The 15,611-nt window shown below is 60.3% G+C and carries 14 protein-coding genes; 10 read left to right on the top strand and 4 right to left on the bottom strand.

Features of this window, described 5'->3' with window-relative positions; all coding sequences use genetic code 11:
• Positions 1-68: 68 nt before the first annotated feature.
• Positions 69-1,997, bottom strand: coding sequence for an ABC transporter substrate-binding protein (locus tag KX729_RS26950; RefSeq protein ID WP_219745583.1), 1,929 nt, complete (start codon positions 1,995-1,997; stop codon positions 69-71).
• Positions 1,998-2,170: 173 nt separating this feature from the next.
• On the opposite strand from KX729_RS26950, the gene KX729_RS26955 reads away from it, so the two are divergent.
• Positions 2,171-3,298, top strand: a complete 1,128-nt coding sequence (locus KX729_RS26955; protein ID WP_219745584.1) for a LacI family DNA-binding transcriptional regulator — start codon at positions 2,171-2,173, stop codon at positions 3,296-3,298.
• On the opposite strand, the gene KX729_RS26960 is transcribed toward KX729_RS26955, so the two are convergent.
• The gene (locus KX729_RS26960) at positions 3,261-4,082 is read right to left on the bottom strand and encodes a helix-turn-helix domain-containing protein (protein WP_219745585.1); all 822 of its coding nucleotides are present in this window, start codon (positions 4,080-4,082) and stop codon (positions 3,261-3,263) included. The genes KX729_RS26955 and KX729_RS26960 overlap by 38 nt on opposite strands.
• Positions 4,083-4,202: 120 nt before the next feature.
• Here KX729_RS26960 and KX729_RS26965 point away from each other — a divergent pair, with 120 nt between their 5' ends.
• The 9 genes from KX729_RS26965 to KX729_RS27005 all read left to right on the top strand — a co-directional run bounded on the left by KX729_RS26965 (position 4,203) and on the right by KX729_RS27005 (position 13,184).
• Positions 4,203-5,150, top strand: coding sequence for a DUF6282 family protein (locus KX729_RS26965; RefSeq protein ID WP_219745586.1), 948 nt, complete (start codon positions 4,203-4,205; stop codon positions 5,148-5,150).
• Positions 5,151-5,171: 21 nt separating this feature from the next.
• The gene (locus tag KX729_RS26970; RefSeq protein ID WP_219745587.1) at positions 5,172-6,194 is read left to right on the top strand and encodes an NAD(P)H-quinone oxidoreductase; all 1,023 of its coding nucleotides are present in this window, start codon (positions 5,172-5,174) and stop codon (positions 6,192-6,194) included.
• A gap of 16 nt (positions 6,195-6,210) precedes the next feature.
• The gene (locus KX729_RS26975; RefSeq protein WP_219745588.1) at positions 6,211-6,984 is read left to right on the top strand and encodes an HpcH/HpaI aldolase family protein; all 774 of its coding nucleotides are present in this window, start codon (positions 6,211-6,213) and stop codon (positions 6,982-6,984) included.
• 20 nt (positions 6,985-7,004) lie between these two features.
• Complete coding sequence (locus KX729_RS26980) at positions 7,005-7,766, top strand: SDR family NAD(P)-dependent oxidoreductase (RefSeq protein ID WP_312992139.1); 762 nt, start codon at positions 7,005-7,007, stop codon at positions 7,764-7,766.
• A 129-nt stretch (positions 7,767-7,895) separates the two neighbouring features.
• On the top strand, positions 7,896-9,320 hold the full coding sequence (locus KX729_RS26985) for an aldehyde dehydrogenase family protein (RefSeq protein ID WP_219745589.1): 1,425 nt from the start codon (positions 7,896-7,898) through the stop codon (positions 9,318-9,320).
• Positions 9,321-9,433: 113 nt separating this feature from the next.
• A complete protein-coding gene (locus KX729_RS26990; protein WP_219745590.1) occupies positions 9,434-9,883 on the top strand; it encodes a tripartite tricarboxylate transporter TctB family protein in 450 nt (149 codons plus the stop codon).
• Positions 9,884-9,905: 22 nt separating this feature from the next.
• Positions 9,906-11,411, top strand: a complete 1,506-nt coding sequence (locus tag KX729_RS26995; RefSeq protein WP_219745591.1) for a tripartite tricarboxylate transporter permease — start codon at positions 9,906-9,908, stop codon at positions 11,409-11,411.
• Between the two features lie 57 nt (positions 11,412-11,468).
• The gene (locus tag KX729_RS27000; RefSeq protein WP_219745592.1) at positions 11,469-12,092 is read left to right on the top strand and encodes a nuclear transport factor 2 family protein; all 624 of its coding nucleotides are present in this window, start codon (positions 11,469-11,471) and stop codon (positions 12,090-12,092) included.
• A gap of 114 nt (positions 12,093-12,206) precedes the next feature.
• Positions 12,207-13,184, top strand: coding sequence for a Bug family tripartite tricarboxylate transporter substrate binding protein (locus KX729_RS27005; protein ID WP_219745593.1), 978 nt, complete (start codon positions 12,207-12,209; stop codon positions 13,182-13,184).
• A gap of 73 nt (positions 13,185-13,257) precedes the next feature.
• On the opposite strand, the gene KX729_RS27010 is transcribed toward KX729_RS27005, so the two are convergent.
• Positions 13,258-14,169 (bottom strand): cupin domain-containing protein, encoded by a 912-nt coding sequence (locus KX729_RS27010; protein WP_219745594.1) that lies wholly within the window; start codon positions 14,167-14,169, stop codon positions 13,258-13,260.
• Between the two features lie 66 nt (positions 14,170-14,235).
• Positions 14,236-15,123, bottom strand: coding sequence for a beta-keto acid cleavage family enzyme (locus KX729_RS27015; RefSeq protein ID WP_219745595.1), 888 nt, complete (start codon positions 15,121-15,123; stop codon positions 14,236-14,238).
• Positions 15,124-15,611: the final 488 nt, after the last annotated feature.

Genomic DNA, 15,611 nt, shown 5'->3' on the forward strand with positions numbered 1-15,611 from the left:
AAGGAAATCCCATGGCGCCGGCCGGTTAAAACCGGCGCCCGGAAAGCTGTACGAAACAGCTAGAGATGTCAGACCTTGTAGAACTGCTCCGGCATGGTCGGGGCAGGGGTCGGCCAGCCGAACGAGTTCGGCATGGTCATGGTGATGTTCTTCATGTTGTTCTTGACGATGCCGTAACTGTCCGGCGGCTGTGAAATGCCGAACACGTAGAAGGTCTCCGCGGCGCCCTGCAGAATCTGTTTCATGACTTCGCGCTGGCCCGCCTGATCGGAGGTCGATTTCAGCTTGTCGTAGAGGGCAAGCTGTTTCTTGGTATCCTCCGGCGGTTCTTCGGCATTGGCATTCTTCGGATCGAGATACCAGAGCTGCCAGGCCGGGGCATACATCGCGTTATTGTCGGTCGGCACATAGTAGCGCGGATCGAGCATGGCCGCGACACCGCCATTGGCGCCGAACTGGTGGGCGGTGGCATCGAAATCGCGACCCTGGCGGACGCGGGTTTCCCACAGCGAACGGTCCATGGTGCGCATCTGGGCATCGATACCAACCGCCTGGAACATCGGGATGATCAGTTGGAACAGGTCGAGGAAGATCGGGCGGGCCTGGTCGATCTCGAAGATGATCGTCAGGCGGCGGCCTTTTTCGTCCAGACGGAAGTTCTGGCTGTCGCGTTTCGGAACCAGCTCGTCGAGCATGGCATTCGATTTGTCGACGCTGTATTCCGTATATTGCTTGGCGAGCTGCTCGTTGTAGAGCGGATCGCCTTCCTTGATCGAAGGCTGGGCCGGCGCGCCCTGGCCGACAAGCACCGCGTCGATCAGCGATTGACGATCGAGCGCCATCGACATTGCCGCCCGGAACTTCTTGTCCCGGAACAGTTTTCGCTTCGTCTCGTCGTTGTGGTTCAGGTTGAAGATGAAGTTCATGACGTTTGCCTCGGTCGAGGTCAGCGTATAAAAATCATAACCGCCCTGCTGGCGCGCGTCGTAGAGCACCGACTTGTTGTTCGGCGTGGCGATATACTGGTCCATCAGGTCGATTTCGCCCTGCATGCATTTCAGCAGCAGCACCTGGGGATCCGCCACCATCTGGTAGACGATACGATCCATATAGGGCAGCTGGTTCCCTTCGGTATCGACCTTCCAATAGTAGGGATTACGCTCGGCTACGACCCGCTCGGTATTTTCGCCGGGAGCGATGGTGAAATACCAGGCGTTGAGCGTCGGCTTTTTCGACGAATTCAGGAAGAAGGTATTGTCCTCCTGGAAGCCGGAAGCGGCCTGAAAGGACGCGATCCACGACTGGAACCCACGCGTCTTGGCAAGCTCGTCGGCCTTCGGATTGTAGTCGATATGGAACTGTTCGAGATAATGTTTCGGGCAACGGGTTGTATGGTCCCAGTTGGACCAAGCAACTTGCAACGCAAACATACCGTTAGGTTTATCGAAGATCACCTTGAAGGTCTGTTCGTCGACGATTTCCAGCTTGGCCGGTTTGCCGCCCTGCTTCCAGTGACCCTGGCTGGTGACTGCGACGCGCTTGTCGGTGAGCACGGTATCGTACCAGAATTTGACGTCCGCCGTCGTATAGGGATGGCCGTCCGACCATTTCATGCCCTTGCGCAGCCGGATCGTATAGACGGTCGAATCCGCATTGCCGTCGAAGGCTTCCGCGACATTCAGCGTCACGCCCGACCAGTCTGGCGTATAGCGCAGCAATGGTTCGTAGGCCTGATATCGGAACAGCATGGACAGCGATCCGCCGCCCACAAGCGCCAGTTTCCAGTCGCCGCCGTATTTTCCGATGCTTTCGACAGGCTTGATGACGAGCGGGTTTTCCGGCAGCCGGTCCTTGACCGGCGGCAGACCGCCACTCGACACTTTTGGCTTGAGAATATCCGCTTCCTTGTAGCTGGCAGCGGCAAGGGCCGGCAGGGCCGGCAAAATCAAGGCGGCCGAGGTCCCGGCCAGAAACGCACGACGTTTCAGCGTGATCATCAGTGTCTCCTCCACAAATCCACGCCCAAACTGCTGCTTTTTCTCTCTTCAGGCTTGGATAATCCAAAGGTCTCACTCGAATACTGTTAGGTAAAGTGTTATGTTGCTTTAAGTAGGAATTTTATGTTGTGCGTCGCAGCAGTTTGGTGCGGCACGACCGATGAGAGGGCTATATGGGCAAGCGAGGGCGGGTGACGTTAGAAACGATCGCCGCGGAGGTTGGGCTCTCCAAATACGCGGTATCCCGATCACTCGCCGGCAAGAATGGCGTCAGCGAGGAGACGCGCGAGCGCATTCGCGAGACGGCGCAAAGGCTGGGTTATATCAAGCCGGCCAATTCGTCGGTATCAAACGAGATCGCAGTCGTCTTCCACGACCATGACTCCGTCAACAGCGAACTCTACATGCAAATCCAGAACGGCGTTCAGGCCGAAGCGCATCGGCAGGGCATGAGTCTGCGGATACGCTGGACACATAACAAGGGACAGCTTGCGGAGATGGCCAAGACCTGCGCCGGTCTCTTGCTGGTCGGCCCCCACGACCGCGAAGCCGTTGATGCAGCGGTGGCGACGGGAATTCCGATTGTCCGCTTCGGCTGGGTCGATCCGCTGGAGGATGCCGATCAGGTGTCCGGCACTGACCACGAATCCGGACAGGCCGTGCTGCAGTATCTGATCGATCTCGGTCATCGCGAAATAGCTTATGTGTATGGTGTGCCGGGATATCGCGGACGGCGCGAGCGCTTTTATGGCGCCCGCGAGATTGCCGAACGGTATAGCGATGCCAATCTCCATGCCATGCAGTTTGAAGAGCAGGGCGGTTTTGCAGATGCGTATCGTGCCCTGAAGGCGAAGGGTGTTCAGCCCACGGCTTTCTTCTGCGCGCATGACGGATTGGCCCTGACCGTCATTTCGGAACTGCTCGGGCAAGGCTACCGCATCCCGGATGACATATCGGTCGTCGGTTTCGGCGATTTTTCCGCGGCAACCCAAATCTCGCCAGCGCTGACGACCGTGAAGATGGAAGGCCAGGAATGTGGCGCGGTGGGATTGCGTCTACTGGTCCAGCGGATCGAAAACCCGCGCCTGCCCGGCATGCCGGCGTGCCGCATCTACATCGCTTCGCACATCGTGGAGCGCCGCTCATCCGGACCACGCCGTGATAGATCAAAGTCAACGGAAGTGCCGCTCGATAGTCGCAGGCAGCATCAACAACGACCAACTCATGAGGCCGCTGCCATCGCAGATGAAGAGGCGATCGAATTCAATCGTCGGATGTGGCCGACTGATCCGCGGAACTGACGTCGATTGCCACACTGCTGGACAGCCTGTTCAGGTCTTCTGAAATCGCGACCGCTGCAGATTTGAGAATTGGCACATAGCGATCTCGTGCCTCCTGCTCTGAACCAAACGCGGCCTTGAAATAGGTCAGTCCCAGGCTGGCAAGCACCCGGCCGCTTTTGGCTATGATCGGCACGGCAATCGTGTCCGAATTGCGTGGTTCGACGGTTGAGGAACGTGTCGCGTAACCGTTGCTACGCACTTCGTTCAGCAGGCGCAGAAGTTTGTCCTGGTGGTGGCTCAGCGCATTTTCCGGATTGTCGGATTTCTGCAGGATGTCGATCATGACATTGCGGTCTTCGCCATCGAGAAAGGCAAGATAGGCAAGCCCCATCGCGCGGGTGAGCATGCACAGGCGCTTGTTGACCGTGCTGTGGAAGGGCGAAATCAGGCTGTCGGGCACCGTGCTGAAGCGGATGATCATGTCGTCGTAATCCGGCAGGGCAATGGCGACTGGCCATTTGTGCTTGCGGGTGATGGCGATCGCCCACGCTCGGCCGGCCTCGACGACCAGAGGCCCCTTGTGGAAACCGGAGCTGAGCGATGTGACGAGCGCGCTCACCTGATAGCCGCCTTGCCGCGTGTCGTTCTCCACGTAGCCTGCCTCCTCCAGCGTTCGCAGGATGCGCACTAGCGTTGGCTTGGGCAGTTTCGTGCGGGCATGAAGCTGCGCAATCGTATTGATCGGCTGCTGGTTAAGCTCCTGCAGCACGTTCATCGCGCGTTCTATGGCTCTAATGGTCATGGGTCCTCCTCCCAGACTGTCCGCCAAGCCATTCCGGCTCGCGAAACGATAGAGACGATAGGTTGTCGCCGGACCAAGTCAAGTTCTAAGGCTGCCTTAGATGCAAGGAGGATGAAGTTCATGGCTTCGACAGAGGATACGAAACGCAACCGCGAGGAAGTTCGCCGACTGATCGCCGGTATTGATGACGCCTTGGCGGCAAGCCTGTTGCGCGGCGCACTGGATCTTCACGTGCATTCCGGGCCTTCGACGATGCCGCGCCAGCTCGATCACCTGGAAGCGGCCGAAGAAGCGGCGGCGGCGGGCATGCGTGCTGTGCTGTTCAAGGATCACCATTATTCCGTGGCGCCGTTCATTCCCCTGATGGAACGGGTGCTGGGGGATCGTGGCCTTGCCATGTATAGCGGCCTCGTACTCAACAATTCGACCGGCGGCTTCAATCCGTTTGTCGTGGATGCACAGTTGAAGATGGGCGCCAAACTGATCTGGATGCCGACGGCGCAGGCCGCCAACCATATCAGAAGCGCCCATCGCAAGGTCCGGCTCGCCTCCAATGTCGAGCTGAAAAACTCGCCGGCGCTGAGTGTCGTCGACGGGTACGGAAATATTATCGACGAGGTGAAACAGATCCTAGACATGATCGCCGAGTTCGACGTGATCCTGTCTTCCGGCCATCTGCATGTCTGGGAAATCTGGCAGCTGTTCGAGGAAGCGAAAAAACGCGGGGTCAAGCGTCTCCTCATCAACCATCCGATGTACGGCTTGCACTTCACCTACGACGATATCCGCGACCTGGCCGCCATGGGTGCGCTGGTCGAGCAGTCGGCCGGCATGTATGTCGACAGCCGCTTCAACGCCTATTCCCCGCAGGAACTCAAGGAGCACATCCTTGCCGCCGGTGTTGCACACTCTTCGATCGGCTCCGATCTGGGGCAGGTCGATAATCCGACCCCCGTGGAAGGTATGCGGCAGGCCATCAAGCTCTGCCTGGCACTCGGCTTCAGCGAGGCGGAGGTTAGGGCCATGGTTTCGGATAATCCAGCCCGACTAGTCGGTCTGAGCGATTGACGCGGCGACGGGTCCGAGCTGGTGCAAGTCATTGAAATCGAGAGGCCGGGTGGTCCGGAAGTGCTTCGGATCGCCGATCGCCCTCGGCCGCAGCCAGGCGCTGGCGAGGTGTTGATCCGGGTCGTTGCGGCAGGCGTCAATCGGCCGGATGTACAGCAACGACGCGGGCTCTATCCGCCACCGCCCGGTGCATCGGATATTCCCGGGCTTGATGTTGCGGGGCTCGTTGAGGAGGTCGGTCCCGGCGTCGAAACCCTGAAGCCCGGAATGCCGGTCTGCGCGCTGGTGAATGGCGGCGGATATGCGGAGTTCTGTGTCGCGCCGGCCGTGCAGTGCATGCCGGTCCCGAAGGGGCTGAGTTTTATCGAGGGTGCGTCGCTTCCGGAGGTCTTCTTTACCGCCTGGAACAACCTGATCTGGCTGGCGCGTCTCGGCGAGGGGGAAACGCTGCTGATCCACGGCGGCACGAGTGGTGTCGGCATGGCCGGCATCCAGATCGCCAGGCATCTGCGCGGGGCAAAGGTTTTTGCCACCGCGGGCAGCCCGGAGAAACGCGACGTCTGCTTGGCGATCGGTGCCAAGGCGGCGGTGGATTATCGCGGTGCCTGGGACGAGGAAATCCGCGCGCTGACCGATGGCGCCGGTGTCGACGTCATTCTCGACGGACAGGCCGGGCCGAATACCCAACGGCATCTCGATCTCTTGAAGGCCGATGGCCGGCTGGTCTTCATTGCCAGCCATGAGTGCGAGTCCGCCGAGGTCAATATCAGGTCGCTGGTGCGCCGGCGTCTGACGATCACGGGTTCGACACTGCGGCCCCGATCGGCGGAGTACAAGGGCCGGCTGGCGCGCGAGCTTGTCGCACAGGTCTGGCCGCTGATCGAGGATGGGCAGATCAAGACGCATATCCACGAACCCGTGCCATTTCATCAGGTGAGGGATGCTCACGCCATTCTCGACGAGAACCGGCAGATCGGCAAAGTCGTGCTGGTCGTCGACCCGGCGATGGCGCCAGCCGTGCCCGAACCATGTCGGCCATTCTAGGGGACGAGAGATCAAGATGACCGAACAACGCCCGAATTTCACAACGTTTCGCGAACGCCTTGTTGCGCGGGAGCGGATGCTGGGAACCTTCCTGAAACTGCCGACGACCCAGGTGATCGAAATACTCGGGCATATCGGCTACGATTTCGTCGTCATCGACCAGGAGCATGCGCCTCTCGATCGTGGAATAACGGACCTGATGATCCTGGCTGCCCGCGCTTCCAATATTGCGCCACTGGTGCGGGTGCCAGAATTCAACGCAGCGAGCATCCTCTCCGCACTGGATTGCGGGGCGATGGGGATCATGGTTCCGCATGTGAACTCGGTGGAGAAGGCGCAGGCCGTTGCGCAAAGCTGCCGGTATGCCGGTGGCAGCCGCGGCTTTGCAGGACTTACCCGTGCAGGCGCTTGGGGGAGTTTCACTGGCGTGCAGCATATGGCTTTGCAGGACAGACAAGTCGCCTGCGTCGTGATGATCGAGGATCAGGATGCGATAGAACATGCGGAGGCGATCGCACGTGTCGATGGGATCGACGCCCTGTTTATCGGCCGTGGCGATCTGACCGCCTCCTTCGGTAACGATCCGGATGCCGCAAAGAAGGTTGCCGAAATCAGCGCAAGAGTTGCGGCCGCGGCTCAAGCGGCCAATGTCCCATTGCTGATGCTGCCGACGAACAAGGACGACTTCGAATTCGCCAAAGGGCTTGGCGCCAGCGCCATGCTGCTTTCAAGCGACCACGGGTTCATCCGTTCCGCAGCCGCCAAGGCGCTCAAGGACTTTGCGGACTGATTGTTCGATTGGAGGAGAATGTGACTGCTATCGATATCCCCGCGCTCCGTATCCCCAAAGTGGCGGTCGTCACCGGAGGAAGCAGCGGGATCGGCCGCGCTACCGCAGCGCGTCTGGCCGAGATGGGCTCGACGGTTGTCGTCGGTTACAACAGCCGGCCTGACGCAGCGAATGACGTGATCAGCGGTCTTCAGGGCAGCGGTCATGTCGCCATGCGCATCTCGATCGACGATCCCGTCTCGATCGATACGGCTGTTGCCGCCGTGAAGGAACGGTTCGGCAGTATTGACGCGCTCATCAATTCCGGTGGCGCGACCACGCCGGTTCCTGCCGGTGATCTGAACGGGCTTACCGACGAAATCTTCGACCGGACCGTGATGCTCAACCTGCGTGGGCCCTTCGCGACGATCCGCGCGTTTCGTCCGTTGCTGGAACGCGGTGACAATGCCGCCATCGTCAACGTCTCGTCGATCGCGGCGCGGACGGGGATCGGCAGCAGCCTCGCCTATCTCGCAGCAAAAGGCGGGCTGGATTCGCTGACGATCGCGCTTGCCAAGGTGCTGGCGCCGAAGGTCAGGGTCTTTTCCGTGTCGCCGGCCGGAGTCGATACGGATTTCGTTCCGAACCGCACCCGCGAGCAGCTGGAAAAGGTTGCCGAAAGACTGCCGCTAGGGCGGGTTACGACGCCTGATGACGTGGCGCGCGCTGTGATTGCCTGCATCGTCAACCTGACGAGTTCGACCGGGATTATTGTGCCGGTGGATGAAGGAAGGCATTTATAAGGTTGCCTTCCAAGCCGGCTTGTTGTCGTCTGGCGAAACGTCTTCGAGAATGCGTTGCCAGTCATGTCCAGCCCTATAGTGTCGATGAGATCCCTTACCTCTTTGACGCCAGCAGCAATGAACGGAACGATGGAAAAACTGAAGTTTTACATAGACGGCCGATGGGTCGATCCTGCCGTTCCGGCAAGTATCGGGATTACCAACCCGGCGACCGAGGAAACGTTCGCACGGATCAGCCTCGGTGCGCGCGAAGACGTGGACAGGGCGGCACGGGCTGCCAGACGCGCTTTTGCAGTCTACAGCGACACCAGTGTTGAGGAGCGGCTGGGTTATCTCGAAAAGATCATTGCCGGGTTTCGGGCACACCTGCCGGAACTGGCAAAGCTGATGACGCTGGAGATGGGATCGCCGATCACCTTCTCGACCGAACGCCAGGCGACCGTCGCGCTCTTCCATTTCGAGGAAGTGGTGCGGGTGCTTTCGATTTACGATTTCGAGCACCGGATGGGCAATGGCATCGTCCGCCGCGAGCCGATCGGCGTTTGCGGTTTCATCACGCCGTGGAACTGGCCGTTGAACCAGGTCGCCTCCAAGGTCGCCCCGGCGCTTGCGGCCGGCTGCACCGTGGTCCTGAAGCCGAGCGAGATCGCGCCGCTGAGCTCGATGCTGCTTGCGGAGATCATCGACGCGGCAGGCCTGCCGCCCGGCGTCTTCAATCTGGTGAACGGCGACGGCCCGACCGTCGGCGAAGCGATTGCCGGTCATCCGGAAATCGACATGGTGTCCTTCACCGGTTCGACGACCGCCGGCATCAAGGTCGCGAAGCTGGCCGCCGATACCGTCAAGCGGGTCGCTCAGGAGCTTGGTGGAAAGTCCGCCAACATCATCCTGACGGATGCCGATCTTGAAGCCTCAGTCGAGGCCGGCGTGCATGCCTGCTACACCAATGCCGGCCAGAACTGCCAGTCGCCGACGCGCATGCTGGTGCACCGCTCACAACGCGAACAGGCATTCGACGCAGCCCGTAGGGCCGTCGACAGCATTCGTCTTGGTGATCCGCTCGACCCGAAATCGACGATGGGGCCGCTCGTCAGCCAGCAGCAGTTCGACAAGGTCCAGAACCTGATCCAGACCGGCCTTGACGAGGGTGCGACGCTGGTGGCCGGCGGGCCATGCCGCCCTGCCGAACTGAACCGCGGTTATTATGTGCGCCCCACGGTGTTCGGCGACGTGACGCCCGACATGACGATCGCCCGAGAGGAGATTTTCGGCCCCGTTCTGTCCATCCTGAATTACGACACGGAAGACGAAGCCATTGCGATAGCCAATGATACGCCCTTCGGGCTGGCGGGTTTCGTGCAGTCGAAGGACGTCGATCGCGCCCGCAAGGTTGCCAACCGCATCCGGGCAGGGCGCGTCTACCTGAATGGCGCCGGCTTCGACCGCAGCCTGCCGTTCGGCGGTTACAAACAGTCCGGCAACGGGCGTGAGTTCGGCCTGTTCGGTTTCGAGGAATATCTCGAGGTCAAGGCGATCCTTGGCTACCCTGCTTGAGGGGTGACCTGCATCGATTTCGGCAGGAGGAGCCGGATCGGTTGCATGACCTATCGTTTGCATCGACCTGAAGCATAGGTCGAGTTTCTGTCCGCATTTTGGGAGGTTTGCCGATGAAGATCGGTCAAGACAGTATATTAGGGCTCTTTTTTGCCGTCACCGGCTGCGTGGCGCTCTGGATCGCAATCCAGTATCCTTTCGGGACAGCAGGGCGAATGGGGCCGGGCTATTTTCCGGTCATCATCTCGAGCCTCCTCGTCGTGACCGGCATCTGCGTCGTCATCCGATCGATATCCGCATCGGGCGATGCGTTTCCGGCGATCAATTTGAAGGCACTGTTCATGGTGCCTGCGGCCGTCGTGGTCTTCGGCCTGGCGATCGAGCCGCTCGGTTTTCTGCCAGCCGTCCTGCTGCTTCTCGTCCTCAGCGCGGCAACCAGCGTCAAATTCCGTTTCGACTGGAAGGCGTCTGCCGGCGCACTGGTTTTCTCCGGACTATGCACCGTTCTTTTCGTCAAGCTGATCGGGCTGCCCATACCTATACTCGGCACCTGGCTGCAATAACCAACGCATCGTGAGCCTCGACATGGATATATTCAACGGACTTATGCTCGGCTTCTCGACCGCGACGACGTTTGGGAATTTTCTCTATTGTTTCCTGGGCGTACTGCTCGGAACGGCTGTCGGTGTGCTGCCGGGCCTCGGGCCGATCGCCACCATTTCCATGCTTCTGCCTTTCACCTTCGGCCTTCCGGTGGATACGGCGCTGATCATGCTGGCGGGCATTTTTTATGGCTCGCAATATGGCGGGTCTACCACTGCCATCCTGATGAACCTTCCCGGTGAAGCGTCTTCGGTCGTCACCACGCTTGATGGCCATGAGATGGCAAAGCAGGGCAAGGCGGGCAGGGCGCTCGCGGCGGCGGCCATCGGCAGCTTCTTTGCAGGCACCGTCGGTACGCTTTTCATCGCCATCGCGGCGCCGCTGCTCGCAGGCCTTGCGCTGACCTTCGGACCCGCGGAATATTTCTCGCTGATCGTTCTCGGGCTGATCACGTCCATGGTGCTGGCCAGCGGTTCGCTGCTCACAGCCCTCGGCATGGCCCTCTTCGGAATGATGCTCGGCATGATCGGAACCGACGTCAATTCGGGCGCCGCTCGCTTCACCTTCGGCACGCCGAACCTGCTCGACGGACTGGATTTCGTCGTGGTGGCCACCGGTGTTTTCGGCCTCGGCGAAGTTCTTGCAAATCTCGAGAATGAGCGCAGCCGCTCCGCCGGGATCGCTCAGGTCAGCAGTCTGTTTCCGACCCGCGAGGACTGGAAACGCATGGCCGCGCCGATCCTGCGCGGCACCGGCATAGGTGTCCTGCTCGGCGTGCTGCCGGGGGCAGGGGTGTTGCTCGCGTCCTTCTCGGCCTATGCGCTGGAAAAGAAGGTTTCGCGCCATTCCGCCGAGTTCGGCAAGGGCGCGATCGAAGGCGTGGCGGCTCCCGAAGCGGCAAACAATGCGGCGGCCCAGACGTGTTTCATCCCGATGCTGACGCTTGGTCTTCCCGGCACGGCAACCATGGCCTTGATGATCGGTGCGCTGGTCGTGCAGGGTGTGCAGCCGGGGCCGGAAATTCTGACGCAGCAGCCGGCTCTGTTCTGGGGGCTCGTGGTTTCCATGTGGCTCGGAAATCTGATGCTGCTGTTCCTGAACCTGCCGCTCGTCGGCGTCTGGGCAAAGCTGATCTCGGTGCCTTATCATTACCTCTTCCCGATGATCTGCGTCTTCGTCGCCATCGGCGTCTACAGCATCAACAACAGCGTCTTCGACGTCTACATGATGGCTCTGTTCGGCGTGCTGGGGTATTTCTTCAAGAAGGTCGGCGCGGAGCCTGCACCACTCATCCTCGCCATGATCCTGGGGCCGATGGCGGAGGAATATCTCCGGCGGGCGCTGCTGATCTCGCATGGCGACGCCAGCGTCTTCTTCACCAGCCCGCTCAGCCTCGGGACGCTGATCGTCGCTGCGCTGCTGCTGCTGTCGATCATATCTCCCCGTTTCCGCAAAGTGCGCGAGGAGGGGCTGCAGGAAGTCGACTGACGATCGTCGGTTTCCTGCGCCTTCGCGCAGCCGCATCCACATAAAACAGGAGACCCAATGCCACATGATTTCGACGCCCGCCTGCGAGCTCATCTCGACCGCGAAGAACTTTTCGATCTCGTGCGGCGCGAACGGTTCGCACGGGACCAGCGCCGTTTCGACGTGATGGCTGCATGTTTTCACCGCGACGCCTATATCCGCACCAGCTGGTATGACGGCCATGGCGGCGACGCCTATGTGGACGCGACGCGCAAGTGGATGAGCAATACCGGCAATAGCAAACACTGGGTGTTTCCGGCCTTTGCTCAAATCTCCGGCGACCGGGCGACAGTGGAAAGCCCTGCCATGATCTTCAACCGCGCGCGGTTGGAAGATATTGAAGTGGATTTTCATGTGTTCTGCCGCTTCTTTTCCCGCGCGGTCAGGGAGGATGGCGCCTGGAAGCTCTTGTCCTTCCACGTTTTCTTCGAACGGGATGTGATGAAGCCGGTCAATCCGTCCGAAACGCTTCCGATCGACTGGGCGCAACTGAATGCAATGCGGCCATCCTACAAGTTCCTCGCCTATATCCAGAGCGTGCGGGGTGTGAAGGTCAACCCGGATCTCCTGGGCGACGACCGACCGGATGAACTGGCCGCGTTTCACGCCGGAGAAGAGCGGTGGCTTGCCGGTGGGGAATAGGGATGGCGGGAGGCCGTTCCAAGCAGCGAAACGGAAGCAGCCTCATGTTCGAGAAGGGGACATGTTGCGTTAATTTGACGACATAGGCTCGATCAACGAGCGGGAGGAATAACAATGAAGAGACGCGAATTCATGGTGCTCGGTGGCACGGCAGCCCTGCTGGCCTCAAGTGGAACGGCATGGTCGGCCGGCAAATGGCCGAGCAAGCCGGGCGTCGTTATCTCGGCCTACCCGCCGGGCGGCACGAGCGACATCATCACGCGCCTGGTGGCGGATGTGCTGACGGCCAAGTTCGGCCAGCAGTTCGTGGTCGAAAACCATGCCGGCGCCGCCGGAGCGCTGGCAGGCGGCAAGCTCGCCCGTGCGGCCGCAGACGGCTACACGATCATGGTCAGCGGCAGCGCGCCGATCGCGGCCAACAAGGTCGTTCAGAAGAACCTTGCTTATGACCCGCAGGTGGATTTCACGCCGATCACGATCGTTGCGGAAAGCCCGGCACTCTTGACCGCGAGCGCTTCTGCTCCGGCAAAGTCGCTCCAGGAACTGATCGCCTACGCCAAGGCAAATCCCGGAAAGGTCAATATCGGCAATCCGGGCGCCGGCACCAAGGGACATATCGCAGCGGCGATCATCGGCCAGTTGGCCGGCGTCGAAATCAACCACATCCCCTACAAGGGATCGCCCCCGCTGCTGACGGATCTCCTGGGCGGGCATATCCATTTCGCGCTCGATGCACCGTCGAACTACCTGCCGCATGTGCGAGACTCCAAGATCCGCGGGCTTGCCGTCACGTCGCTGAAGCGCACGAGCGAATTGCCGGATGTGCCGACAGTCGCCGAACAGGGTTTCAAGGATTACGACCAGACGCTGTGGTTCGGGGCCGTCGGTCCGAAGGGAATGCCGGCGGAGATCGTCAATGCGATCCAGGGCGCCATCAAAGAATGGACCGATATGCCGGCAACCAAGGAAAAGCTGACATCGCTCGGCCTGACGGCGGTCGCCAATACGCCCGACCAGATGCGGGTTTCCATCCAGAAGGAAATCGAGTCCATCCGGCCGCTGGTCGATGCCGGCCTCGTTCAACCGACGTGATCCGGAAACGTTTCCCGATCCTGCTCATAATAAAAGGCCCCCGGAAATCTCCGGGGGCCTTTCTGTATTCGTCTTAAGCCTTCGGCATGGGATAATCGTCCTCGTTGAGAACCCAGCCGGGCTTCAGCGAAAAATCCATGCGCGGCGGTGCGAATATGTCGACGAGCTGGTTCACGCCGGCCGATTCCGCTGTGGTCGTATGGATCGACGGTGGCGGGATGACGCAGACCGATGGCGACTCGCAGTAAAGATGCTCGTCTTCGCGCCAGACATTCATGTCCGTCGTCCACGGCCAGCGCAGATGGTGCGTGAACGTGCCGGTCAAAGCCAGCGAGCACTGCTCGAAATCGTCATGATGATGCGGCGAGACCTTGTCGCGCTCGCGTGGGCCGACCCGCGGCGTCAGATAATTGACCATGAAAGTCGTGCAGCGATAGATCCGCCCGAAGCGTGACGGGTCTTCGGGAACGTCCAGCGTGTACCACTTGAGCTTCAGGCCACCGGGCGGTACCGGCCAGGCTTCGAAGGGCGGAACATTGGGATGCGGGCCTGAAAAGGCGTCCGCGTTGGAAGCCGCATCGGCCATATCCTTCGATTTCGGCGTAAAGAGCCGGACGATGCTGCCCGCGGTCAGCATGCGGATGCTGCTTTCGCCAGGTGGTATGAAGGCAACCGAATAGCCCGGAACGGTCGTAGTTCCGTCCGCCGTGGTGATCTCGACGGAGGTTTCCCGGTCCGGAATGATCAGGGCATATTCGTCCGGTTGGGCGCTGCGGGCGAAGGTGCCGCCCTGCTTGCCGTCGGCATAAGCTATCACGAAATTCTGGCCGCGGCTGATCCAGGTCCTGCCGTTCTCGTCCGAGACCTGCGGCTCAGTGCCGTAATAAAGGCTAAGCTGCGAGCCGAAATAGCTGTTGTGGACATGGCCTGTTTTCGGCTTTGCGGCCTGAGCCAGGCTGGCTCTCGGGTCACTCTGGTCGTACATCTGTTCCTCCGCTTCTGTCTTGAAATATGCTCAGGGAAAATCGCTGGCAGCCTTTCGGGTGGCGCCTCACGTTGGCAGCTGTTTCTTCAGCTTGAGAATTTCGCGCGCCTCACCGGGCGTGGCGATCGTGCCGCCGAGTTCCTTCAGGATGCGCACGGCCTTGCTCACGAGCTCCGCATTGCTTTTCGCCAACACGCCTTTTTCCAGATAGATGTTGTCTTCCAGCCCGACGCGCACATGGCCGCCGAGCAGCCAGGCTTGCGCCAGCATGGGAAACTCCCAACGGCCGATGCCAAAGGCCGCCCAGTGAGACCCAGCCGGCAAGAGGGACTTCATATAGGCAAGCGTCTCCGGCGTGGCGATCGCGCCGTAACGAACGCCGAGTACGATCTGGAAGAGGGCGGGCGCATCGAGGCGACCTTCCTGAATGAACTGGTTGGCGAGCTGGATATCGCCGGTGTCGAAAACCTCGAGTTCGGGCAGGACGCCGGCTTCCCGGATGATATCCGCCATGATGCCGAGATTGCGCGGCGTGTTGATCACCACCGAGGTGCCGGAATACATCGTGTTGAAGTCGAGGCTGCAGATTTCCGGCCGAAGTGTGGCGATATGCTCAACGCGCCGCTCGGGCGGCAGCAGCGTGGTTCCGGGGCCGGCAACGCTCGGCTCCTGTTCGCCCGGCACGAACCGGCCGCCCGGTCCGGTCGTCAGGTTAATGATGACATCCTCATCGGCGGCGCGAAGGCGATCCATCACCTCGCGATAATGCTGCAATTCCATGCTCGGCCGCCCGTCCGGGTGCCGGACGTGAATATGCACGATCGCCGCGCCGGCTCTGACGGCTTCCAGGCAGGAATTCGCGATCTGCTCGGGCGTGATCGGCAGGTAGGGTGTCGACTCGACTGTCGTGATATTGCCCGTGACGGCGCAACTGATAATCGTCGGATTGGCCAAGTATTTCTCCCACATTTTCAAGGCACTGAGGTTTTGCTTGCTCACTGGCTCGCATCTGGATGCGCCAAGCGCAAAGCAAATTGCCCTGCGTTTCACGGACAGAAATGCTGCGGTCGGATCTGGGTCGGGATGGCCGAGGTTCGAAGCGCCGTCAGGAGCATCGACGCTTCCGAAACTCCCGGTGACATGCGGCGTCGGGATTCACGCCGCCATGGATGCTTCATTGACCAATTTCGTCAGGATGGCTCGAACCGTCGAGCCACACCTATGGCGGCAGCTTGTAAAATCGTCGGCGGTTCCGCATCGAGGTAATTGCTGGAGGTCTATCCAAGTTCCATAAGATAGATTATCTGATTATGACGTGTAGCCGCAAAGTTAGAATGTCCTGTTTCTGCAAAGTTGGAATGTCACACTCCCCGGGTCTGAATGATGCCTGGGAGTTTGCAGATGGGATTGATAGCGATGAGCGAGCGCGATCTGCGGCGGAT

This window comes from Neorhizobium populisoli, assembly GCF_019430945.1.
Lineage (GTDB): Bacteria > Pseudomonadota > Alphaproteobacteria > Rhizobiales > Rhizobiaceae > Neorhizobium > Neorhizobium populisoli.

Excerpts from the sequence above, each read along its gene's own strand:
- KX729_RS26950 (WP_219745583.1), bottom strand. The coding sequence starts at position 1,997 with ATGATCACGCTGAAACGTCGTGCGTTTCTGGCCGGGACCTCGGCCGCC.
- KX729_RS26955 (WP_219745584.1), top strand. The coding sequence starts at position 2,171 with ATGGGCAAGCGAGGGCGGGTGACGTTAGAAACGATCGCCGCGGAGGTT.
- KX729_RS26960 (WP_219745585.1), bottom strand. The coding sequence starts at position 4,082 with ATGACCATTAGAGCCATAGAACGCGCGATGAACGTGCTGCAGGAGCTT.
- KX729_RS26965 (WP_219745586.1), top strand. The coding sequence starts at position 4,203 with ATGGCTTCGACAGAGGATACGAAACGCAACCGCGAGGAAGTTCGCCGA.
- KX729_RS26975 (WP_219745588.1), top strand. The coding sequence starts at position 6,211 with ATGACCGAACAACGCCCGAATTTCACAACGTTTCGCGAACGCCTTGTT.
- KX729_RS26985 (WP_219745589.1), top strand. The coding sequence starts at position 7,896 with ATGGAAAAACTGAAGTTTTACATAGACGGCCGATGGGTCGATCCTGCC.
- KX729_RS26990 (WP_219745590.1), top strand. The coding sequence starts at position 9,434 with ATGAAGATCGGTCAAGACAGTATATTAGGGCTCTTTTTTGCCGTCACC.
- KX729_RS26995 (WP_219745591.1), top strand. The coding sequence starts at position 9,906 with ATGGATATATTCAACGGACTTATGCTCGGCTTCTCGACCGCGACGACG.
- KX729_RS27000 (WP_219745592.1), top strand. The coding sequence starts at position 11,469 with ATGCCACATGATTTCGACGCCCGCCTGCGAGCTCATCTCGACCGCGAA.
- KX729_RS27005 (WP_219745593.1), top strand. The coding sequence starts at position 12,207 with ATGAAGAGACGCGAATTCATGGTGCTCGGTGGCACGGCAGCCCTGCTG.
- KX729_RS27010 (WP_219745594.1), bottom strand. The coding sequence starts at position 14,169 with ATGTACGACCAGAGTGACCCGAGAGCCAGCCTGGCTCAGGCCGCAAAG.